This is a genomic window from Streptomyces hyaluromycini (assembly GCF_002217755.1).
Classification (GTDB): Bacteria; Actinomycetota; Actinomycetes; order Streptomycetales; family Streptomycetaceae; genus Streptomyces; species Streptomyces hyaluromycini.
Genome location: NZ_BCFL01000044.1, coordinates 25,387 through 47,325 on the forward strand (window position 1 = coordinate 25,387; position 21,939 = coordinate 47,325).

17 protein-coding genes and 4 pseudogenes are annotated in these 21,939 nt (G+C 68.7%); 14 read left to right on the forward strand and 7 right to left on the reverse strand.

Annotated elements, in window-relative coordinates; translation table 11 throughout:
- Positions 1–65: 65 nt before the first annotated feature.
- From SSP29_RS50385 to SSP29_RS50405, 5 genes are all read left to right on the forward strand, one after another.
- On the forward strand, positions 66–2,018 hold the full coding sequence (locus SSP29_RS50385) for a thioesterase domain-containing protein (protein WP_167450208.1): 1,953 nt from the start codon (positions 66–68) through the stop codon (positions 2,016–2,018).
- Positions 2,015–2,284 (forward strand): acyl carrier protein, encoded by a 270-nt coding sequence (locus tag SSP29_RS50390; protein ID WP_089107761.1) that lies wholly within the window; start codon positions 2,015–2,017, stop codon positions 2,282–2,284. Before SSP29_RS50385 ends, SSP29_RS50390 begins: the two co-directional genes overlap by 4 nt.
- Positions 2,285–2,315: 31 nt before the next feature.
- Positions 2,316–3,533 carry a cytochrome P450 gene (locus SSP29_RS50395; protein ID WP_089107762.1) on the forward strand — a complete coding sequence of 406 codons (1,218 nt, stop codon included), beginning with the start codon at positions 2,316–2,318 and terminating at the stop codon, positions 3,531–3,533.
- A 131-nt stretch (positions 3,534–3,664) separates the two neighbouring features.
- A complete protein-coding gene (locus SSP29_RS50400) occupies positions 3,665–4,993 on the forward strand; it encodes a hypothetical protein (protein WP_145969084.1) in 1,329 nt (442 codons plus the stop codon).
- A 199-nt stretch (positions 4,994–5,192) separates the two neighbouring features.
- The gene (locus SSP29_RS50405; protein WP_089107764.1) at positions 5,193–5,945 is read left to right on the forward strand and encodes a DeoR/GlpR family DNA-binding transcription regulator; all 753 of its coding nucleotides are present in this window, start codon (positions 5,193–5,195) and stop codon (positions 5,943–5,945) included.
- A gap of 1,057 nt (positions 5,946–7,002) precedes the next feature.
- Here SSP29_RS50405 and SSP29_RS59035 read toward each other — a convergent pair.
- Together SSP29_RS59035 and SSP29_RS61110 are read right to left on the reverse strand one after the other, a co-directional pair.
- Entirely contained in the window at positions 7,003–7,140 is a 138-nt protein-coding gene (locus tag SSP29_RS59035; RefSeq protein ID WP_167450209.1) for a hypothetical protein, read from the reverse strand.
- Positions 7,141–7,791: 651 nt separating this feature from the next.
- On the reverse strand, positions 7,792–7,920 hold the full coding sequence (locus SSP29_RS61110) for a hypothetical protein (RefSeq protein WP_275539803.1): 129 nt from the start codon (positions 7,918–7,920) through the stop codon (positions 7,792–7,794).
- Between the two features lie 650 nt (positions 7,921–8,570).
- Here SSP29_RS61110 and SSP29_RS58185 point away from each other — a divergent pair.
- Both SSP29_RS58185 and SSP29_RS50415 read left to right on the forward strand, forming a co-directional pair.
- Positions 8,571–8,827: pseudogene (locus SSP29_RS58185) on the forward strand (DUF485 domain-containing protein).
- Positions 8,824–9,048: pseudogene (locus SSP29_RS50415) on the forward strand (radical SAM protein); the annotation flags it as partial. The pseudogenes SSP29_RS58185 and SSP29_RS50415, both read left to right, overlap by 4 nt.
- Before the next feature lie 158 nt (positions 9,049–9,206).
- Here the strand turns inward: SSP29_RS50415 and SSP29_RS50420 are convergent.
- From SSP29_RS50420 to SSP29_RS50440, 5 genes and pseudogenes are all read right to left on the reverse strand, one after another.
- Positions 9,207–9,944 (reverse strand): annotated as a pseudogene (locus SSP29_RS50420) (hypothetical protein); the annotation flags it as partial.
- 17 nt (positions 9,945–9,961) lie between these two features.
- A complete protein-coding gene (locus SSP29_RS50425) occupies positions 9,962–10,660 on the reverse strand; it encodes a hypothetical protein (RefSeq protein ID WP_089107766.1) in 699 nt (232 codons plus the stop codon).
- An 18-nt stretch (positions 10,661–10,678) separates the two neighbouring features.
- A complete protein-coding gene (locus SSP29_RS50430) occupies positions 10,679–11,161 on the reverse strand; it encodes a type II toxin-antitoxin system RelE family toxin (protein ID WP_089107767.1) in 483 nt (160 codons plus the stop codon).
- Positions 11,158–11,710 (reverse strand): annotated as a pseudogene (locus tag SSP29_RS50435) (DUF4913 domain-containing protein). The gene SSP29_RS50430 and the pseudogene SSP29_RS50435 overlap by 4 nt, the downstream one beginning before the upstream one ends.
- 722 nt (positions 11,711–12,432) lie before the next feature.
- The gene (locus SSP29_RS50440) at positions 12,433–13,158 is read right to left on the reverse strand and encodes a class I SAM-dependent methyltransferase (protein WP_089107768.1); all 726 of its coding nucleotides are present in this window, start codon (positions 13,156–13,158) and stop codon (positions 12,433–12,435) included.
- Positions 13,159–13,324: 166 nt separating this feature from the next.
- Here SSP29_RS50440 and SSP29_RS50445 point away from each other — a divergent pair, with 166 nt between their 5' ends.
- The 7 genes from SSP29_RS50445 (at position 13,325) to SSP29_RS50480 (ending at position 21,750) form a co-directional block, all read left to right on the forward strand.
- A complete protein-coding gene (locus tag SSP29_RS50445) occupies positions 13,325–14,782 on the forward strand; it encodes a site-specific integrase (RefSeq protein WP_089107769.1) in 1,458 nt (485 codons plus the stop codon).
- A gap of 670 nt (positions 14,783–15,452) precedes the next feature.
- The gene (locus tag SSP29_RS50450) at positions 15,453–16,727 is read left to right on the forward strand and encodes a hypothetical protein (RefSeq protein WP_145969085.1); all 1,275 of its coding nucleotides are present in this window, start codon (positions 15,453–15,455) and stop codon (positions 16,725–16,727) included.
- Positions 16,724–18,292, forward strand: a complete 1,569-nt coding sequence (locus tag SSP29_RS50455; protein WP_089107771.1) for a serine/threonine-protein kinase — start codon at positions 16,724–16,726, stop codon at positions 18,290–18,292. Before SSP29_RS50450 ends, SSP29_RS50455 begins: the two co-directional genes overlap by 4 nt.
- A gap of 481 nt (positions 18,293–18,773) precedes the next feature.
- Positions 18,774–19,160, forward strand: a complete 387-nt coding sequence (locus SSP29_RS50465; RefSeq protein WP_089107773.1) for a hypothetical protein — start codon at positions 18,774–18,776, stop codon at positions 19,158–19,160.
- Entirely contained in the window at positions 19,161–19,640 is a 480-nt protein-coding gene (locus SSP29_RS50470; protein ID WP_150136525.1) for a hypothetical protein, read from the forward strand.
- Between the two features lie 239 nt (positions 19,641–19,879).
- A complete protein-coding gene (locus SSP29_RS50475; RefSeq protein ID WP_089107774.1) occupies positions 19,880–20,482 on the forward strand; it encodes a winged helix-turn-helix domain-containing protein in 603 nt (200 codons plus the stop codon).
- Positions 20,479–21,750, forward strand: coding sequence for an MFS transporter (locus SSP29_RS50480; protein WP_089107775.1), 1,272 nt, complete (start codon positions 20,479–20,481; stop codon positions 21,748–21,750). The genes SSP29_RS50475 and SSP29_RS50480 overlap by 4 nt, the downstream gene beginning before the upstream one ends.
- The last annotated feature ends 189 nt before the right edge of the window (positions 21,751–21,939 follow it).

Consider the following 21,939-nt stretch of genomic DNA (forward strand, 5'->3'; position numbering starts at 1 on the left):
CCGAAGCGCTTCCCTCGGGATCCTCGATGACTAAGGAAGGTAGTCCCATCAGCGACCGAACATTCATGTACGGCCCGCCATCCCCTGCCGCCGCTCTCCGGATGTTCTGCCTGCCGTACGCGGGCAAGGGCGCCAGCCTCTACCGACCGTGGTGGGAGGGCTCCGACCGACGGATCGAGTTCGTACCCGTCCAGTTGCCGGGGCGGGAGAACCGTTTCCGGGAGAGCCTTGTCCACGACCTGCGCGAACTGGTGGCGTCCCTCGCCGCCGACATCGCGCCGCACACGAAGCGGCCCTACGCACTGTTCGGCTACTGCATGGGCGCGAGCATCGCGTTCGAGCTGGCCCACCAGCTGTCCCACCTCACCGGGCACCGGCCTCAGCACCTGGTCGTCGCCGGAGGAACCCCGCCGCACCTGCAGCGGGCCGTGTCGTCGGAGCGTCAGCGCACCGACGAGGAACTGATGACCGAACTGCGCCGGCTGGGCGGCACGCCTGTGGCGGCGCTGGACGACGAGCGTCTCCTCGCGTTCGCCCTGCCCGTGCTCCGCGCCGACTGGTCCGTCGTCGACGGGTACACCTACCGGCCCACCCCCGCGCTGGACGTCCCGATCACGGTCCTCGGCTCCACGGACGACCCCGATGTGCCCACGGACGAGCTGCGGCAGTGGGGGCACCACACGAACGCCGACACCCGGGTCCACGTCTTCCCCGGCGACCACTTTTTCGTGGACCGGTTCCCTGAGGAAGTCCGAGGACTGCTGGTCAGCGAGCTGACCGCAGAACCGGCCGACGCGGCGCACCGGCTACCGGCGCACGGGACGACGCCCGAACGTGCTGCCCGGTACGACCACGGCATCGCCGAGGCTCTCGAGGCAAGCGGGCCGCGCGCCCTCGGTGGCATCGACACGAACGCGTGGGGCGCAGCGCTTCACGACCTCGACGCCGCCGCTCTCATGGCGATGACCCGTGCCGTCACCGGCGCCGTGGACGGGCCATCCGTCGACGGGCTCGCCGAGCGGCTCCAGGTGGCGCCACGTCACCGGTGGCTGCTCGACCGCTGGGTGGCGTCCCTACTGGCGGAGGGCTACGTCGTACGACGGGACGGGGCACTCGTCGCGACGAACCAGGCGGGGCCGCAGCCGGCCGACGACAACCGAGTGTCGAGCGCCTGCGCGACGCTCGGCTACGGCGACGAACTGCGCGACTTCTTCCTGCGGTGCAACGGCAACCTCTCCCTGCTGCTCCAGGACAAGCTCACCGTGCAGGAGCTGTGGTTCAAGGGCGGCGGCTTCGCGGTTGCGGAGTCGACCTACCGGGACAACCCCATGGCCCACTACCTGAACGCGGCCCTCGCCGTGGCTGTCGTGCATCACGTGCGGAACCGTGCGGGCAGCACACCGGTCCACGTCCTGGAGCTCGGGGCCGGCATCGGCGCCACCACGAGCACCCTCCTGCCGATGCTCGCCGATACGGGTGTCGAGCTGCGCTACGTCTTCAGCGACATCTCACCGGTGTTCCTGAAGGCGGCTCGCGAGCGGTACGCCGACTTCCCCTTCGTCGAGTTCGAGTTGATCGACATCAACGGCGGGAACGGGTCGTCAACGCCGCCCGCCGACGTCGTCCTGTCAGCGAACGTCCTGCACAACGCCCTCGACACAGGGGCGACGCTGGCCCTACTGCGGCGGATGACCGCGGACGACGGAATGCTCGCGTTCGTCGAATCCAGCCGGGAGCACTACCAGCTGATGGCCTCGATGCTCTTCATGCTCTCGGGGGCTGACGGGCGCTCCCGGCCCGGCTCGGCCGACTTCCGGGCCACCGAGAACCGCGTCTGTCTCACCCAGACGGAGTGGCACGAGCAGCTGCGACGGGCTGGCTTCACCCCGACAGCCACCGTGCCGGACGCGAAGCGGGACCCGGCGGCGGTCCTTGAGCAGTATCTCTACGTGGCCTTTCCCGAGATCCCTCAGACGTCTTCACCGGAAACACCCGAACCAACCAGGAGGGCACTGTGACCTCACACAGCGATACTCGGGAAGCCCTGTCCAGGCTATGGCTGAACGCGCTGGACAGTTCAGCCGAAGAGCAGGTCGCAGACTACGAGAGGTTCTTCCAGTGCGGTGGCAACTCTATCGCCGCGATCAAGCTGTACATGGAAACGGAAGAGCAACTCGCCGTGACAATCGATTCCGCCGAATTCCTGGGGACCCTCGCAGAAGGGGACTTCGGTGATCTTGTCAGGCTTACGGAAGCTGCCGCAGACGCCACAGCCTCCGCTTAGGAGCCCGTTCTCCCTCCGGAGGTTTGCCTACATGTCTGCTCATTCCGAAGTCCCGCGTTTTCCGTTCCCGCCATCGTCGGTACCGTACGACCCCGGACCGGAAATGCGTGAACTCATGGGGAAATGCCCGGTGAACAAGGTCCGCCTGCCCGACGACTCTACGGCGTGGCTGGTCACCGGCTTCCACGAGATACGGGAAGTGATGATCGATCAACGTTACTCCCGCGAGCTGGTCTTCGCTCCCGGCCGCCAGGTGTACGGCACGGAGGCGTCTCTCGCTGACAGCATGGTCGGTATGGACCCGCCGGACCACACTCGCCTGCGCAAGCTGGTGGCCGGCCCGTTCACTCAGAAGAGCATCCGGGCGCTCCGCCCGAAAGTCGCCGAGATCGTAGACGATCTGATCGACTCGATGCTCGCCGGGCCCCGTCCAGCAGACCTCGTCCAGTCGTTCTCGCTGATGGTTCCGGCAAGCGTGACATGTGTACTCCTTGGCGTGCCGGCAGCGGACGCCAGCCGCTTCCACGCGATGGCGAACAAGATATTCGGCAGCTGGAGCCGCTCTGAGGACGAGATCGCCAGGGCGTACACCGCCATGGCCGGCTACATGGCGCAGCTGATCGGCCGGAAGCGGAGAGCACCCGGGGACGACCTGATCAGCGGACTTGTCGAAAACCCCGAGTCAGCCGAGAAACTCTCAGACGTCGAACTCGTCAAGTTCTGCGTGGGGCTGCTGGCCGCCGGCCACGAAACCACCGCAAACTCGATCAGCACGTCGTTCGTAGCGCTCAGTCAGCATCCCGACGAGCTGGCCCGGCTGCGCGCCGACCCCGACCTCGCCCCCGCGGCGGTGGAAGAACTCCTGCGGTACGTGATCATCAGTGGCAGCGGATTTATCCCGCTGGCGCGGATCACCCGGGAGGAAGTGTGCCTTGGCGGGGTCACCATCCCGGCTGGGGAAATCGTCTTGCCGACGTTCGACGCCGCCAACCGGGACAGCGCCGCATTTGACGATCCGGACCGGCTTGACGTCGGACGAGCACCCAAGGTCCACCTGAGCTTCGGCGCGGGCGCCCATCACTGCCTCGGCGCGCAGCTCGCCCGGCTGCAACTGCAGGAGGCGTTTCGCGGGCTGCTGACACGGTTGCCCGGCCTGCGGATGGCGGTGCCGATATCCGCACTCGAGTTCCGTGCGGGGCATCGCATCGCCAACCTGCGTGAGCTCCCTGTCACCTGGGACGACAAATGACGTGACGGGTAACGGTCGAGATCGGATCTCCGACGACTGATCAGCGCGCACGCCGAGGACACGCGGGATAACCGTGCCGCCCGACCGCCATGCCATCCGCCGGTGCGGTACGCACATAGGAGGTTTTTTCTGTGTCAGCATCAACACTTGCCGAACTCAACTGGGCGCAGAAAGCATGGCTGATCGGCCCTCACGACGGTATTGCTGATCTTCCCTGGCGCCACCGGTGCCAAATGCGCGTGGCTTTGCGGAAGGGAGTAGACATCGCCTCGGTCAGGGCATCATTCGAACGGGTCATCGCACACTTCCCGATGCTGCGGGCTCAGGCGGTGCACAATGCCGATGGCGATGTTGCGCTGAGGATATTGCCGACGGTCTCAGCAAGGAACATGGTCGTCGCAGAGATCGCCGGGGATGACATCGGCGAGGTTCCGCAGGCCATCATGGACAACATGCGCGAGGAAGGCCGGCCCAACATCGGGGTCGTCCTGTTCCAGGATTCCACGCGAACCACCTTGGCGATCGAGGCCGCCCACTTCTTCCTTGACGGCGAATCTCTGGCAACGGCGGTGTCGTACGCCTTGAGGTTCCTGGAAGGGCAAGAGCCACTGTGGGACGAGGAGGGAAGCGAGGACGACACTCACCGAGCGATACTGCGGTACGAGAGGAGCGCTGCCGCGCTCAGCACCTCGCAGCGCAACATCGCCCGACTGTGCACCATCGGAGAGAAGGCAGTAGGGCTGGGAAAAGCGGGCCCATACCTCCTGCACACCGAATCATCGATCGGCGGGGCCGGCAGCCGAAGCCTGGGAAGGGCGTGCAGTGCGCTGGCGGCGAGCGCAGGCGTGCCCATGCCCGGCGTGCTGCTGTCACTGTTCCTCATCGCCCGCGGAGCGTTGCTGGACGAACACCACACCTGGCTGGCTGTGTGCTCAGCCAACAGGTTGACGGCCCACGAGCGCAGATACGTGGGCCTGCAGACGCGGCACGGCGCACTACTGGCCGACCTCGGATCCGGTAGCGAGACCTTCGCTGGGCTCGTACGGCGTATGACCGGGGCGCTGACCGACGCGGTACTCAACTCGAGACATGATCCCGACGACCTGCTTCAGGCGTACCGCACCCGCGGCATCCCGGAAAATCCACCGTGCTTCTTCAATTTCATCAACGGGAGGGCGCTGGGTTCTGGCCTGGAACTGGACGAGATGGCGGGAGTGGAGGAAATACAGGTCCCGTGGGTATCCGCGCCGAGCGGTCGTTTCGCCCTGGAACTCAACTGCTTCTCCACCTCGGGGTTCGTGGGGACAAGCGTCGAACACGACCCGAAAATCTACCCGAGGGATCGGATGGCGGAGCTGCTGACCGCTGTCCACAACCTGGCTGAGCGGGCTGCACACTTCGGACCCGAAGCTACGGTGGGCCGGCTCCTGGAACAGGCAGAAGCACGAGCGGAACCATAGGGCTTGCCTCCCTGTCCGGGCCGTGGGAGCTGGTCCCCTCGGACGCTGCCGATGCGCCAGCGGCGGTGATCGCGGTGAGCCCGGACCTCGCTCGAATTGCGCAGAGCCGTGCACCCCGTGGGCAGGTTTGACGAGAGTCACGCAGAGATGGCGAGATTTATGCGTGACTTTGCTCGACTCTGGTCGTAGTGTCACCGCCATGCTCTCTGACCGAAGACATCAGCTGATCCTCCGCGTGCTGCGGGCGGACGGTCCCACCAGGGTGGCCGCCCTGGCCGAAAAGGTCGGAGCAAGTCAGGCCACCATCCGGCGCGACCTCGCGCAACTGGAGGACGAGGGGCTGCTCAAGCGGGTCTACGGCGGTGCCGCCCCGATCGTCGGCGAGGACGACCCGTTCGCCGACGTGGCCGCGGTCCGGGTGGAGGCCAAGGACGCCCTGGCCCTCTGGTGCGCCGAACTGGTGCAGGACGGCGAGACGGTACTGCTCGACATCGGCACCACGGCCCAGCGGGTGGCCCGCCGCCTGCACGGCCGGTCACTGACCGTCATCACCAGCAACCTGGCGGTCTACGAGGAGCTCCAGGACGACAAGGACATCCAGCTGGTCCTGCTGGGCGGCGTGGTCCGGCGCGACTACCGCTCGCTGGTCGGCTTCCTCACCGAGGACAACCTGCGGCAGATCCACGCCGACCGGTTGTTCCTCGGCACCAGCGGCATCCGCCCCGACGGCCAGGTGCTGGACACCACCGCCGTCGAGGTGCCCGTCAAGCGGGCGATGATCGCCGCCAGCGCCCACGTGGTCCTGATGGCGGACGCCGGCAAGTTCCCCGGCACCGGAATGGCCCGGGTCTGCGGCCCCGAGGACCTCGACGTCGTGGTGACCAACGTCCCGGGGGACGACATGACGTGCGGTCGGCTGCGCGAGGCGGGAGTCGAAGTGGTCGAAGTATGAGCATGACCACCCCGGTAGTGCTTCCTTAAAGCCGTCGCCGTCCCGTGCCGGTAGGTGCGGCTCTTCGCGTTCGGTTCGGTGTACCCGAGCGTGACCGGATACGGCAATTCCTCCGGTCGGATCATCCGGCGCGGCTCGGTCGGCCGCTCGAACGGGAAGAGCAGGTTGTCCCTGCCCAGGTTCTTCACCTCGATCCAGGGCCACCGCAGGAGCCCCGGCCCGCGCCGCGACGGCGAACGGCGACCGCTCGCCGAAGGGATGCGGCGTCCGAAACGCAGACCAAGGCGCCAGCGAGTGACGTGCGTTGAACTGGCTCGAACTCCACCCGGGCTCGCTCTCGTGCACCAGCACGATGGCCCGACAGTGCCGGCCGCTCCCGCCCGGCCGCTCGGGACCGAGCTCGGACAAATTGGCAATCACCACCGGACCATCACCAGTACGTGGGACGAAGGCGTAGTGGAGCCAGCGCCGCTCCAAAGGGTCGGACATCACCATGTCCGGGAACGGCTCCACCGGGCCGAGCCGCCCGGCGGCGGGCTCTGGTCCTGTAGAGAGGGACACGGCGCGGAGACGTAACACAACGTCATACACCTCTATTTGCCGCACCTATCGGTCAGTCCGGGTGCGGGCAGTGACGTCCCTTCACCAGCTGCCCTAGGACCCACTACAGACTCACCAGACCCGGGAGGGTCGTCCGGCAGTACCCCTCACTCCACTCGTAAGGCGGAGTGCACCTGAGTGCCTCAACTGCTGCACTCGGACCGGGCGCGATGATTCGCGGGTCGCGTTCAGCCATGCGGACAACGGACAGCAGTAAACCCTGGCCATAATTTCATCTCGTACCGCCACCCCGTCCCGACCGGCAAGGTCGGGACGAGCTCGGCGAGCGCGACGTCGACGGGGAAGTCCACAGCCTCAGACTCCGGCCACGACGATGCACATGCACGTGGAGGAGCCCCTACTGAAGCAGTCGCATCACCGTCTTCACGGTCAGCGTGAGCGGCGTGTTCTGGGCGGCCACGGCAGTGCTGTAGGCGATCGCGACGTGCTCGATCGCCTACATCGCGGCGCACACAATGCGGGCCTGGTGCTCGGTGAGTTCGTCACCGGCGTCGACGGCGAGCGAGGTGAGGGCGATCGCCGCGAGGACGACGAGCGCCGCGAGCAGCGCGAGGTGCTGGAACGGGAGTGGCATGACTGCCTTTCCGGGCGGACAGTTGCCAGTCTCGACCCTTCCGCGGGAACCCGGGCGCCGTACAGGAGTAGATCGCGAAGTGAGACGCATATCACATTTATGTGTCTCGGTCTGTGAATCAGGGCCGTCTGGCTCCTTGTGGTCTGCGCGCGGCTGTGACTCTCAGTGATAGATGGCTCGAAGTGACGGGAAACCCGCAGGCGTAAAACTTGTTCTCAAGCCCGGTTGGCCAGATTGCTCAGCGATGGTTGGCCACTGCGGCGTCGTTCGTTGCGGAGATGCGGCGAGGCAAGGCGTCCAGGGCGTCCCTGGTGACCGATCACGCGGCAGTGGGATGCAGCCCCGACCGACTGGGCAGCTTCCCGTCGCGACGGCACGCATCTCGTCTGACCGGGGCGTTTAGGTGGGGAAGCCCGGATCTCCGAGTGCCACTGAACCGCCGGATCCGGCTCCACGGTGGCCTAAGCCAGGTATAGTTCTTCCTGTCGAATCGGGGGTGTCAACCACCCGATCCCGAGCGACACTGAAGGGCCCAACTCGGGAGGCAACCCGAGTCAGACCCTCCAATGCAGTTCACAAGCCCGGTCGCCTAGCTGTCGACCGGGCTTCTGCGTGCGAAGCTCCAGTCTCCCGACCGGCCCGTGTGTGGGACTACTGCACAAGCTGCCCCACAGCGGCGATGATCGCCACGATCAGCCCTGCCGCCGCCAGATAGACCTGCCAACGTTCGGCATCGGTCCAGCCTCGCCGGCGAGGCTTGGCATCGTCCAGATCACCCACGTCCCACCCCCAATCGATCTTCCAACAGGTTCGTCGAGGGCTTTCGGCGAACCTGCCACGATGGTCGCTGGGGGATGCGATGCGCGTAGGAAGTACGTCACGGGTAACCCGTCGCCCGGCACCGGAACAGCACTATTGATCTGAGCTTTTCCTGAGCTTGTGCGCAGGTCAGCGGGTTGCGGACGTCCGCCGTGGAGGGTCCATCGCGCTCTGCGGACCATCGGCGAGCTGGCGTGGTCCGGAAGATGCCATCCGGACCAGGTTGACCACCGCACTGCTGCCGACCGGCTCCGCAGCCGCCCGCCGCTGCCTGTTCGTGCGCCACCCCTTCCGAGAGGATTCCTCGGCAAGTACGAGGAAGGCGAACCGGCGTGGACGGCTCCCACCCGCATCGCATTCCACCATCCACCCGCATGGGGCTCTCCCCAGCCGAGGCCCGACCGGGACGCATCGCACGTTACGCCGCGCTTGCGTCGCTCACTTGGGCCCGCCGTTAGGCGGGCAAGCAATGGGCTGGTTGTGGGCGATCATCGTGGGATTCGTGCTGAATCAATTGCCTCCTGATCCTCGGCCTCTTCGGCGTCCTGATGATCGTTTACATCTCCGTCACTGGCATGAAGGGCACGACCTGGGTCCAGATGGTTAAGGCCGTGCTGCTTATCGGCGGCAGCTCCGGGGCTACCGACGTACCGCGCCCCTCGAAAGAGCAACACACAAACTCCCCAGCACCGCGGAGTTCGCCGCGGTGCAGGAGAGCGCGGAGTTCGGTGAACTGCGCCGCTCCTACCGCTCCTTCGCTTTTCCCTTGACCGTCGCCTTCATCGCCTGGTGGTACTCGCGGCACGCCGCCGCGAAGCTCGACCCCAAGGCCGCGGCGATCAAGTCCCGGATGGAGGGCGGCGCATGAGCCCCGTACAGCAGAGTGATCACGCCGCTGGCGAGGCCAGCGACCTGGGGGTCTCGCTGACCGACCGCTGCAACCTGCGGTGCACCTGCTGCATGCCCGAGGAGAGCCTGCAGCAGCTCGTCAAGCCCGACCTGCTCACGGACGACGAGATCGTCCACCTGATCGACATTGCCGTCCCTTCCCCCGGCATCAAGGAAGTCCACATCAGCGGCGGCGAACCTGACCCCAGGAGTAAAGGTCAGGGGCATTTTCTGGATAAATTAGATCTAAAGAGCGTTTTGTCCTGGCGGGGGTGTTTGGTATCTCGCGCGAACTGCGGGGGTTGGTGGCTGTGCACGTGAGCGTGTGAGGATCCGTTCGTGGAGTGGGGTCTGTGTAGCGAGCGGCGGGGCGGGCGCACGGCGGGGGCCTTCGCGACACCGGCCGCGCGGCTGGAGGCAGTTGCCGGGCGGACCGGCGGGAGGGGGCCGGCCTCGCCGGTGAGCCGGTCGTCGCACCACTGCAGGGCCTCGCCCACCATGTCGAAGCCGCCTTCGCGCAGGGTGTGCGTCCATGTCTCGGCGTCGACCTCTTCGACCACGACGCGGAACGGCGATGGGGCGCGCTCGTCCAGGGCGCGCAGGGCCACGACGACGACCATGTCGTCCGGGTCGTCGCTGGTGTAGGAGTAGCCCATGGCGTAGTGGTCGCCGTCGCCGGCGAGGCGTCGCTCCAACGCTCGCGTGGCGTCGTCCGCCGCAGGCGGCCCCAGCTCAGAGTCGAGGCCGATGGCGGCGGGCGGGCAGCCTCGGTGAATGAGCCAGGACTGCGCCATCGCAGCCAGCGGCAGCGGAGCCTGTTCGAAGCTGAACGTTCGCTTCTCGTAGTCCCGTTGCAGATGCACGGCGAGCACCTGGGGCATGCCGGGGTGTCCCCCGGTCGCGGTGCGGTCGAACAGGACGTAGTAGCTGTGCGGCCCGTCGTGGTGTTCGGCGAGGGGAACGAGCATGTCCTCGTGGACGCCGACCTTGCGGTAGAAGTCGAGGTACCGCTCTTCGTCGGCGTCGAGATCGTCCAGATCGAAGTCGACCTGGGGAATGGGCTTCCGGACCGACGTCGGTTCGGTGGGAGGCAACAAGGGCCTTTCGGTGGAGTTCAGCGCCGCTGCGCCGGAGCTGACGGCGACGTACCGGAGGGAGCTGGGACCTTCGGCGCCGGCGTCGTGGGGGTGCGGCGGACGGCGAACAGCGCGGCTCGTCCGGCGTCGGTGAGCGCCACCGGCTGCCCGGCGTGCACGGGGTGACTGGTGTCCAGGGCGACCAGACCGGCGTCCTCCAGCCGCCACAACTTGGCGTGGGAGATGCGGGTGCCGGAGGCCGCTGCGACGGACATCCGGCCGGTCAGCAGGTGTTCGTAGAGCTTGGCGCCACCGGCGATGGCCAGCAGCGCCGCCTGGTCGTCCGTCGAGAGCGGCTGCGCGTCGGGCTCGGTGGACGCTGCCGCGGCCTCGATCGGCTCCAGCGCGGCGAGCACCTCCCGGGCGGCGGCGTCCCGGCCGGCGGCAGCCACTTCCAGCTGATCCACGGTGCGCTCGATGCGTGAGAACAGGGCGCCGTCGACCTCGAACTCGCCGCTGGTCAGGCGGTTAAGGAGACGCAGGTAGAAGACAACGCTGGTCTGGGTCTCGACCAGCTCCCGGTGCCGGTCCACCAGCAGGGCGTGCTGCCTGTCGAGGACGCCGCGGTCGCGGTAGACCCACAGGGTGTCGATGTCGTGCCCGGTGGCGGCTTCCAGGTGATGGCCGAGCGGGGAAATCGCACGCCGGGTGGGTGTCGGCGCGGATTCAGGGGGCATAGGTAACGCTCCGTGCGTTCAGCGGGTTTGGTGGTGTGCGGGGTTCGGTGCGGGACGGGGCAGACCTCGCGTCGCGGTGGGCCGCGGACCGGGGCGGGGCACGGGCGCGCGAGTGGCCAGTTGCGGCGAACGGGAGCGTGCCGCGTGGGTACGGGCGCTCAGCGGCCGGCGGGTCATCCCCAGACGGCGGCCGACCTCGTCGTAGACGTCGTTGCCGGCGCGCGGACGGATCGCGACGACGTGGATCTCCTTGTGATGGGCGGATTCCGCGGGCGCCGGGCGGACGGTGTAGACGACTCGCCAGTCACGGCGCGCGTCCACGAACAGCTTCCTGAAGCCCTCCAGGTCGCCGTCGAGGCGCAGTCCGAAGCGCTGGGCGTTCACGACTTCTTGCAGGTAGACGAGGGTGAGGTCGCGTATGTCGCTGGGGGCCTGGAGGAGATCGGTGAGCGCACGGGGGTCGAAGCTCAGTCCGAAGGCGGGCTGTCCCGCTCCGCTCATGACGCCGGCTCGTCGGACTCGGCAGGCCCGGCGATTTGTGCCGTCGCGGCCGCTTCCGTGCGTACGGACGGCGGCGGGCCGGGCAGGAGACGGTGTGCGGGCCGGTCGGGCGAGGTCATGCAGGCCGACAGCGGGCCGCCCGGTGCGCGGATCGCCGCGACGGCGTGAGTGAGGAAGTCCCGGTGCCAGACGAACAGCCCGCTCAATCCGGCTTCGGGATCCTTGTGCTGCTGGTAGGCGAGCCACAGGGCATGGAGCCAGGCCACGACGTCGTCGTGCTCCTGCCACTGCAGGCACCAGGGCGCCGCGGTGGTGACCTCCGACCCGTAAGACCGGGAGGAAGAAGTCGTCGACCCAGTCGGACAGGGCGTCGAGTTCGTCCTCGCGCTCCTCGCCGTCCAGTTCCAGGATCGGGCGCGGTTCCGGTGGAACGGCGGAGGGCGGACCGCCGAGTGAAGGCATGCCGAACGCCGCGAACGGTGATGCGCCCGGCGTTGGGGCAGACGCGAGGTGGTCGAGCTGCTGGGCCTGTTGCGCCGACTGCTCCATGAGCCGCCGCACGCTCGCCTCGATTCCCTCCAGGTGCTGATCCGGAAGACGAACCGGCTCCAACTCTCCATCTTCAGATGGCTTTTCGGATTCGGGCATTGCGAAGTTCGGCCTCCTACGAGACGCGGAATGAGGGAAATGCGGGGAACCCCGCGCGGCGCCGCCGTCGGATTGCACGGCGTTCCGGCGGTGCCGCGCCGACGGCTGCGCGGGAGGGATGGCCGCGTTGGCGGCGGGCAGAGACAGGGATCAGGCGCTGAGAACCATGTCGTCCTGCGTGAGGGTCGCGCCAAGCGTCTCGTTGAGCCGCTTGGCTACTGGCGCAGTGAGGTTTTTCGGGGCAGGGAGTATTCGTGTGAGGTCCGTGCCCGCCCCATTGCGGATAGCGGCTGTTGCGGATGGCGCCCCGGTTCTGCGCCTGGCTTGATAGCGGACGCTGTCACGCGTGCCTTCTTCGGGCGTGACCGTCGACGCCTGCCACAATCAACCGCTGTTGTCCGGGCATGTGTGCTGGGATGATGAGAGCAATGATCTTCTACACTGAGTGGCGCGCGGTGGATGCGGCCGGCCGTTGTGCGCCGAGTGCGCGGACGAGCTCTGCACCACCACTCGATGTGAGCGTACTTCTTCAGCGCGGCCCGGGTGCAGGCCCACCGCCCCGTTTTCGACAGCGAGTTGGTGTTCGTCTCAGCGACGCTGCAGGACTTGAGACTCACTGATGATCACGGGCGGCGTGCGAGGAAGACGAACTCCTTGCCTGGCCGGTCAGGGGCATCACGAACGTCTTCCACTACGTAGCCGTGGCCGACCAGGTCCGTCTCGACCTCTTCCCGATCTCGGAAGCGCAGTGTCGAATCCGACGTCAGTACCTGTCCGTCCACTGCGAAGACGTAGGTCCAGCGGAAGGTCACGAGAGGCCAGCTCACCTCGATCAGCTGGACCCAGCTCTCGACGGAGCCGACGCCCGGGATCTGCGTCACGCGGTAGGACTTCTCGCGGGACCACTCTTCCCAGGCGCGTCTGGCCGGATCACGGGTCTCGAAGACCAGGTAGCCGCCGGGCCGCAGCGCGTGGTAGGCGCCCCGCAGCGTTTTCTGCCAGGTGTGCGGATCAACGATGGCCTGGGCGACATTGGCTGTCATGGTCGCGAGGTCGACCTGCAGTGGCGGGAGGGCTGTCGCGTCACCGCAGATCCAGCGCACTCGCTCACTGCCCGGTTTGGCCCGGGCGATGTCGACGGATGCCTGGGCGGGATCGATGCCGACGACCTCGATCCCGCGGTCGGCCAAGAGGAGTGCGAACACCCCTGTGCCGCAGCCGATGTCCAGAACTTGGCGCGCCCCGGCCTCTTCCACGATCCGGAGGTAGGCGTCGAGATCGCTGCGGTCGGGGTCGAGCGGATCGTAGATCGCGGCGAGTCGTGGATGCCCGAAGCAGTCGTCAGCCATGCGGCCGAACGTATGCAGAGCCGGCCCCGAAGGGCTACTGGATTTCGCTGGACCACCGGTTAGGTCCAGTGTCTCTACCTGTCTCAGCTCGTTTCACGGAGCGAACTGGGTGGGGCAGCTGGGTTGTTAGGTTCCGCGGTTGTTACGCCCCAGCCGCAGGAGTCTGATGTCCTACTTCTTCACCTCGTACAGCAGCGTCGTACGCCACCGGGAGGCGTTCGGCGGGTTCGGCTTCGATGTCCCGGCGATGCTGTCGGCTCCGATGGCGCTGCCGGAGGGCACTCCGTTCTTCCTGGATGAGGACATGCGGCCGCGTGAGCCGATGACTTCGTACTTCTTCTACCTCGCCCGCCACGTCGAGGCGGAGAGCCTCCGGGATTACGCGTATGACCTGATGGGTCTGGAGGACTTCTTGGCCCGGGTGCTTGATCCGCCGGCGGATCTCCTGTCGGCGTCGGAGGAGGATTTGGTGGCTTTCCGGCGGTGGCGCACGCAGCTGGCGCCGGTGCCGGTGGGGCCGGCGACGTGGCGGCGCAACCGTGCGGCGATCAACGGCTTCTACGACTGGGCGGTGGGCTCGGGTCTTCTTCAGCAGCGGCCTTACCTGCGGCGCCGTAACGGCAGGGACGCTCTGTCGTGGGGGACGGCGGCTGATCTGGATGTGCGGCATCTGTCGCGGGCGCAGTGGGTGATGTTGCACCGGGTCGGTCTGGGCGGTGATCTCCCGGACGGGAGCGTGGACCGCGGGTTTCGGCGCGTGAACCGGTTGCGGAGTATGTCGGCGGCGGAGCTTGCGGTCACTACGGGGATGAGGTTGCGGGAGTTCAGCTGCCTGCTGGACATGGAGGTGCCCGGTCCGTCGCGGGGCGGCACGGCGGTGCCGGTGGCGTTGCAGGCGATCGCGAAGTTCGGTTTCCCGCGGGTGGTGATGGTGCAGCAGGTGGTGTTGCGGTCGCTGGAACTGTATCGCCGTACGGAGCGTGCGGCGGTGGTTGCCTGCTGCGGGCCGGTGCTGTGGCGGCGGCGGGCGGACCTGTTCGTGGTGGACGACGTCGACGGGCGGGGGATGCGGCTGTCGGGGCGGTTGCACGGGCGGCGGCGGTCGTTCGCGGTGGCGGCGATGCCGGCAGGTCTGCGGCGGATCGCGGTGCGTGAGGGCGAGCACGGTCTGGAGCCGTTGGGGCTGTTCCTGGGACGGGGCGGCAGGATGCTGTCGGCGTCGCGCTGGCAGCAGGTGTTCGACGACGCTGCTGGCCGGGCGCGGGAGGTGGCGGCCGAGTGGGGCGCGGTGGTGATGCCCGCACGGGTGCGGATCCATGATCTGCGGCACACGTTCGCGGTGTTCATGCTGAGGCTGCTGACCGAGCAGGTGATTGAGGACGAGCGCCGTCGCCGGGAGGCGGGCGGTTCGGGTGCGTGGCTGATGGAGCACGTGGCGCGGGCGCCGTTGATGATCCTCCAGCGGCTTTTGGGGCATCGGGATCCTCGCTCCACGATGACGTACCTGCGCTACCTGGAGGATGTGAGCGCGATCGTGGCGCGGGCGGTGGAGGAGTGGACGGACGCGGACCGGTCGTTCGCCGACTACGCGGCGCAGCTCGGCGGTCGCGTAGGGGGTGTGTGATGCTGCGGCGTGGCGAGCAGCGGAGGCTGCCCGGGCAGCGGGTCGAGCCGCTCGTCGAAGGCGCGGATCCGGCGCGGGTGGGGGTGCGGCAGGTGGCCCGGGCCTCGCGTTCGAAGGCGTTGATGTCGCGGGTGGATCCGGGCCGGTTCGCCTGTAGGGCGCTGGCGGGGGAGCTCGCCGATGAATGGGTGCTGTACTGCGAGGCGATGGCCTTGCGGGATCCTGAGCGGGTGGCCAGGGCGGTGCGTGGCTTCGCCGGTTTCACCGACGCGTGGCTGGCCGGCCACCGGATCGAGCCGGGGACGGTGCGGCTGGCCGGCACCGAAGTGGACCTGACGGAGATCGTCTTCGCCTGGGAGCATGAGTTGCGCCGGGTCTACCCGCATCCGTCGCAGCAGGGGTATGCCGCGGTTTCGGCGGTGCTGGCGCTGATCGGGCAGCGGGGCAGCGGCAGGGAGACCTGCCGGCCAGGCTGGCCGCCCGGGCCGGGGCGCCGGCGCTGTTTGGCAAGCCGCTCGGGGGATCGCCCCTGGAGGAGTTCACGCAGGCCGAGCGGCTGGCGCTGCGTGATGCGGCGAGGGGTGACATCCGCGTTCTGGAGCGGCGCCTTGAGGCGGGGCGTGCCCTGCTGGCGCGTGGGTGTGACCCGGTTGTGGGCGGCTGGGAGAGCGTGGCCAACCTGTTGTGGGCGGCTCACGCCACGGTCCTGGACACCGCGCTGTTGCGGGCCCGCCTGCCGCGGTCGCCGAAGATGTGGCCGGCCGCGTTGCGGGAGGTCGCCGGTGAGCCGGTCACGAAGCGGGCGCCGCAGACGCTGCTGGCCGCTCTGGCGGCGATGGTCTTCCCGCGGGAGATCGATCTGCAGCCGTTCCGGGTGTTGTTGCTGCTGGCCATGGACACGTGCACGCCGGAGGAACTCCACGACCTGGGTATGGAGGATGTGGAGTTCACCGACGGCGGGGTCCGGCTGCGGCAGACGAAGCACCGCGCCGCACGCACGCGTCACCGCCGCTACGCCGATGCCCCTGCCACCGTCCCGGAGAGGGAGGCGGAGTATCCGGGAGAGGGGCGCTGGGACGTACCGGGTCTGCTGCGCCGGCTGGTCTCGGTGACGGAACCGGTCCGCTGCGCCTACCCCGATCTGGTGGAGTGGCTGTGGGTTGCGGTGGAGCCCGCAGGCACCGGCTGTGCCCGGGTGGCCGGACGGCGCGCGGGATTCGTGCTGGCGGGGCGGCGGTTCACCGACTGGATCACCCGCGACCGCGGCGAGGCCGCCCGGGATATGGAGATCACGTCGCCGCACGATGTGCGCCGGCTACGGAAGACCGCGAAGATCGCACGGGCGGTCGTACTGGGCGGGGCCGTCGCTGACCTGGCGGGCGACGATCATCATGTGGAGGTCTTCCGCCGCCACTACGCGCACGGCACCACCACACATGTTCTGGCCGGCCGTGCGCTGACGGGCGTGCAGCAGAAGGTGTTCGCCTCGCTGACCCGTCCGGTGTTCGCGGACGATGAGGCGGTCGCTGACCTGGCCGAGCCGGAGGTGGCGGCCGCGCTCGGCCTGAAGCCCGGCGTGGCGGAGGCGATGCGGGACGAGCAGCTGGACATGGGGCTGGTCAACTGTCGTGATCCCTTCGGCTCTCCGCACAGCCCCGCAGGGCAGGTCTGTCATGTGGCGCCGGCGATGTGCATGCTGTGCCGCAACGCGGTGGTCTTCCCCGCCCACCTGCCGCGCCTGGTCCTGCTGGCGGAGCACATCGAGATGATGCGTAACCGACTGTCCCCGCAGCGGTGGCAGGCCGTCTGGGGCCGCCAGGCCGCCGCGCTGGCGCAGTTGTTCGAGGAGTGTGCCGAGTCGATGCCGACCGCCCGCCGCGAGGCGGAGGAAGGCCGCGCCCGGCTGGACCTCCCGCTCGGGATGCGCACGGAGTACGACCGATGACCCTCCCCGCCGCCTCCCGGCCAGGCGTGCCTGCCGGAGCGTTCGCCGACGACGAGCCGGTCTTCACCCCGGCCTGCGGCCTGCTTCCGCACGTGCCCGTGCCCGTGTTCGGACAGAGGGAACGCTGGAGCGGAGCCTGCCTACGGCGGCCGAGCAACGTCACGCCCGGAAACTGGCGGATCGCGTTCCCCCTGTTCGACCCGGTGTGGAACCTGCGAGCCCGCGAGATGGCCTTCGCCCTCCTCAACCCCACCCACCCTGAGCTGCGGGCCGCCGGAGCCTTCCGCCCTGCTCAGCCCGCCCACCTGTCCACGGTGCGCCAGCTCTTCGAACGCCTGGGCGTCCTGGGACGCTGGGCGCTCGGCCAGGACCTCCCCGGGCAACTGCCACTGTGGGACACCGGCATCCTCACCGCCTTCCTGACCTCACGGGTCAGCGCCGGGGCCAGCGGGGAACTGTCCCTGGGGTCCTACCGGTCGGTGCTCGCCGTCCTGCATGAGCTGCGTGACGTCCTCACCGGCGGGGGCCTGACCGTGGATCCAGTCGCCGTCGAGGTAGCGGGCACCGTGCCGACGACCCCGACCCGGCCCATAGCCCCGGCGGTGTGGTGGCCCCTGCTGCGGGCCGCGTGGACCTACATCGACCGCTTCGCCGACGACATCCTCACCGCCCGCGACGAGGTCCTCGCCCGCCCTGCGCAGCCCGAGCCTCCCACCGCGGCCGCACGGCATCCGATCGATGAGTGCCTGGAACGGTGGCTCGCCGACCCGGCGACCCGGATTCCCGTGCACGCCGCCGCGTTCCGCATCAGCGCGGCTGGCACCCCGATGTGGTCGGTGATCAGCCTGCTGATCACCGACGGCGCCAACCACACCGCCCTGGACGCCGGCCGTCGGGAAGCCGCGCCCCGACGGCGCCGCATCCTCGCCGAGGCCGCCCGCGGCCGCACCCTCCCCCTCGCCCCCGGGCAGGCCCAATCCCTCCTGGGCGCCCAGCGCATCCCCACCGGGACGAGCCCCCGGCCGGCCGCCGAACTGGACGCGGCCCTGGAGACATGGCTTAGCGACCCCACCCACCTGGTACCGGTCCGCGAAGACCGGATCCCGGCCCCGCACGGGCCGCGGACCGTGCGCACCCCGCGCTGGGCACTGCTGGCGCCCCTCGTCTACGGACCGAACAGCCCGGCCGGCATCACGGCGGGAACCGCCGCCGGCCGCCGGCGCCGCAGCATGGTCCAGGCCGCCGTGGACGCGGGCCAGTTCCAGATCCTCGCGGGCCAGGCCCACGGAAGTGATCTGCCGCGCCCGACACCGCACTTCACCACCGTGGACCGCGCGGACGGCACGACAGGGCCGTGGCGCACGCACCTCAGCGACCGCGAACTCGGCGATGAACTGCGTGCCCTGCAGGGAGCCCTGTACTGCTTCGTGGCCGCCCTGACCATGATGCGCGATTCCGAGATCCAGGAAATCCGCCGCGGCGCACTCACTCTCCACTACGGAACACCCGCCGTGCGCTCCTACAAGCTGAAGAACGAGCCCGGGCCGGCCGAGGAGAAGTGGTAGATCATCCAGCCCGTCGCGACCGCCCTGACCGTCCTGGAACGGCTGTCCCGGCACCCCACCCACCTGTTCACCACCCTCCCCGCCCCCGGCACAGCCGCCCGGCGGGGCGTGAGCGCCCCAAGGCTCATCGACGGCTTCATCGCCCACGTCAACACCCACTGCCTGAACACCGGCCTGTCACCCGTTCCCGAGGCACGGGTACGGCCGCACCAGTTCCGCAAGACCATGTCCGTGATCTGCGCCCAGGAACCAGACGGCGAAATCGCGCTCGGCATCCAGCTCAAGCACGCCGCCCGCCGCATCCTGGCCAACCACCACCCACTCCTACGCCGCCCCCGACGGCGCATGGATAAAGGAGTTCGACGACCGGCTCGCCACCGCCACAGCCGCCAGACTCACCAGCCTGCTCGCCGCCCGCACCACCGGAGCCCCCGTAGCCGTCGGCTCTGCCGCCGCCCGCCTGCACGCCGGACTCGACCGCGTGGCCGCCCGGCTCGCCACGGAAACCCCAGACCAGCTCCAAGCCCTTGCCGCCGACCCCCGCACCGCGGCCGACGTGCTGCGCAGCGAACTCCCCGACCTGCACTTCGGCACCCTCAACCACTGCCCGTGGCAGGCGGAGCAGGCCGAGTGCACCCGCCATCTGCCCGAAGCCGAGCGCGGAGCACCACTAATCGGCGCCTGCCAGCCCACCCGCTGCCGCAACTCCGCCGTCACCGCAGCCCACGCCCCTATCTGGCTGGCCGAACAACACGACCTCACCGAACGACTGCGCGACCGCCGCCTGCCGGCCGCCCGCCGCGCCGCCCTGCGCGCCCGCCTCGACGACATCAAGCCCATCACCAATGCCCTCACCCAGGACCTGTGAATGACCGTCTCCCCAGCCTCCGAAGCCCGCCTCCGCGCCGCCATGGCCCGCCTCCTGGCCGGACAGCCCCAGCGCACCGACGGCGCCCTCACCAAGGAGAACCTCGCCCGCGAAGCCAGCGTCAGCCACGCCACCGTCCACCGCGCCACCGGCGTCCTCGCGGAATGGAACTCCCAGGTCACCCGTCCGATCCGACGTACCCCCAGTGAAGTCGCACGCGACGACACCATCACCGCCCTGCGCACCCAGCTCACCCAGGTCCGCAGCCACGCACGCGAACTTCAGGGCCAGCTCGACGCCCTGGCCACCATCACGGCGAACCTGTACGCCGAGAGCCTCCACCTGCGCCGACGCCTCACTGTCAAACCCCTCCCAGACCCCGGCCCGGGCGCCTCCCCGCTGATAGCGAAGCCGAGGCACAAGAAGACGGAGAAGCCCGCCGCTACTCCAAGCCCTCACTCGCAGCGACCTCCAAGCTGACCAGCCTGCGTGCCCCGGATGACGCGCAACGCTGAGGCGCTGGGGCGAGCAGAAGACTGCCTTCCGCAGCATTCCGAGGCGCACCTGAACTGGTCGCTCATCACCCTCATGAACAGGCGTCTGACCGTAAGAAACCCGCCTCCAGCTGGGCGAAGAAGTAGAACCGACGGCCTGAGCCAGCCTAGGGAGACGAGGAACGGAGCCTTGTAAAGGAATCTTTAGAAAGATACCTTTACATCATGAACCGGCGACAGCTCACCGACCCGCGCGCACTGCGGGCCTACGCCCATCCCTTCCGCCTGACACTCATCGGGCTGCTGCGCAGAGAAGGCGCGATGACGGCCACCAGGGCCGCCGAACTGACGGGGGAATCGGTAGCCAGCTGCTCATATCACCTGCGGATGCTGGCCAAGTACGGGCTCGCAGAGCAGACAGGAGAAGGCCAGGGCCGGGAGAAGCCCTGGCGGGCGACGTCAGCGTTCACTTCCTGGCCCGGCTATACCGCAGACCCCGAGGTGCAGGAGGCCGCGACCGCGCTCAGCCTCGCGGTCGTCGAGCGCTACTTCACCGAGGCGACCCGCTGGCTGGAGAACCGACACACCGAACCAGCGGACTGGCAGGAGGCGGCGCCCCTGGGAGACGCGACCATCTTCGTCACCGCCGCTGAGCTCAAGGAACTCGACGAGAAGATATGGGAGCTGCTCCAGCCGTACATCCGCCGCGCTGACGATCCAGAACAGCGTCCCGCCACCGCGCGCCGGGTGTCGTATGTGCACTTCGGGCACCCGGCGCGGGAGTTCGACGGGAAGACGCAGGATGCGACGGAAGAGCCGCGCTCGTGAGTCCCGCCGGGCGGTTACCCGCCCTGCTGCGCGAGCCGTCCTTTCGCCGGTACTGGACCGGACATACCGTCTCGCTCTTCGGAGACCAGATCACACAGATCGCCCTGCCCCTGCTCGCCGTCCTGGCCCTGGACGCGGGTGCCGCGCAGATGGGGTGGCTCACGGCCGCCGGACTCCTGCCGAGCCTGCTGTTCTCGGTGCACGCCGGCGTCTGGGCGGACCGCCGCGGCCGACGGCGCCACATGATGATCACCACCGACCTCGGGCGGGCCGTGACCCTTGTCTCGCTCCCGGCCGCCTGGGCCCTCAGCTGGCTCGGCCTCGGCCAGCTCTACGCGGCCGCGTTCATGGTCGGCACGCTGAGCGTGCTGTTCGACGTGTGCAACGCCGCGCTGTTCATCTCCCTGGTTCCCGCCGAGCGCTACGTGGAGGGCAACTCGCTGCTCAACGGCAGCAGGGCCATGTCCTTCATGGTCGGCACCAGCGCCGGAGGAGCGCTCGTGCAGCTCCTGTCGGCCCCGGTCGCACTGCTCGCCGACACCGCCTCCTACCTGGCATCGGCCTGGCAGCTGTCGCGGATCCGTCCCACCGAACCACCGGCCGCCGCCCGGGCCAAGGGCGATCTATCGGCTGGCTTCCGCTACCTCATCCGTTCCCGGATCCTGCGCAGCTTCTACGGCGCGGTGACCACCCTCAACCTGTTCAACTTCGCCTTCCAGGCCATCTTCGTCCTTTACGCCACCACCGGCCTCGGGCTCAGCCCCGGCCTCCTGGGCACTGTGCTCGGCAGCGGCGCCGCCGGCTCAGTGATCGGTTCCCTGCTGACCGGCCGGATCGTGCGCCGGATCGGAATCGGACGGGCCACACTCCTTGGCCTCTTCGCGTTCCCCGCGCCGCTGGTGCTGGTCCCTCTGGCGCAGGGCTCCGTCCTTCTTGCGGCAACGTGTCTGTTCCTGGCGGAGTTCGGCTCCGGGTTCGGCGTGATGCTCCTGGACATCGCAGGTGGATCACTCACAGCGTCGCTGATACCCGACGCACTGCGATCCCGCGTCGCAGGAGCCAGCCGCCTGTGCAACTACGGCATCCGCCCCATCGGCGCACTGGCAGGCGGGTGGCTCGGCGCAACGATCGGCCTGCGCCCCACCCTCTGGATCGCGACCCTGGGCGCGCTGCTCGGCCTGGCGTGGGTACTGCCCTCCCGGATACTCCTGCGCACCATCACGCCCGTGCCGTCTCACGGCGAAGCCCAGCCGCACAGGACGCCTTGACGTTGGACACCACGGCAACCAGTGCCGCCCTGCCCATCTACCAACTGGGGATCAAGAACAGTCCCTTACCAGCTCGCCAAGCTGGAGGAGGCCGGTCTCATCGACCGCCGCAGCCATGGCAGGGGAATCGCTCTGCGCAGGTGAGAGCGGGCTAAGTGCGCCGGGCCATGATCTTGATAGCGGCCCGGG

Coding starts and splice junctions, on each gene's coding strand:
- SSP29_RS50470 (WP_150136525.1), top strand. CDS start 19,161: ATGACCGTCTCCCCAGCCTCCGAAGCCCGCCTCCGCGCCGCCATGGCC.
- SSP29_RS50440 (WP_089107768.1), bottom strand. CDS start 13,158: ATGGCTGACGACTGCTTCGGGCATCCACGACTCGCCGCGATCTACGAT.
- SSP29_RS59035 (WP_167450209.1), bottom strand. CDS start 7,140: ATGCCACTCCCGTTCCAGCACCTCGCGCTGCTCGCGGCGCTCGTCGTC.
- SSP29_RS50455 (WP_089107771.1), top strand. CDS start 16,724: ATGACCCTCCCCGCCGCCTCCCGGCCAGGCGTGCCTGCCGGAGCGTTC.
- SSP29_RS50405 (WP_089107764.1), top strand. CDS start 5,193: ATGCTCTCTGACCGAAGACATCAGCTGATCCTCCGCGTGCTGCGGGCG.
- SSP29_RS50430 (WP_089107767.1), bottom strand. CDS start 11,161: ATGAGCGGAGCGGGACAGCCCGCCTTCGGACTGAGCTTCGACCCCCGT.
- SSP29_RS50445 (WP_089107769.1), top strand. CDS start 13,325: ATGTCCTACTTCTTCACCTCGTACAGCAGCGTCGTACGCCACCGGGAG.
- SSP29_RS50425 (WP_089107766.1), bottom strand. CDS start 10,660: ATGCCCCCTGAATCCGCGCCGACACCCACCCGGCGTGCGATTTCCCCG.
- SSP29_RS50475 (WP_089107774.1), top strand. CDS start 19,880: ATGAACCGGCGACAGCTCACCGACCCGCGCGCACTGCGGGCCTACGCC.
- SSP29_RS50385 (WP_167450208.1), top strand. CDS start 66: ATGTACGGCCCGCCATCCCCTGCCGCCGCTCTCCGGATGTTCTGCCTG.
- SSP29_RS50395 (WP_089107762.1), top strand. CDS start 2,316: ATGTCTGCTCATTCCGAAGTCCCGCGTTTTCCGTTCCCGCCATCGTCG.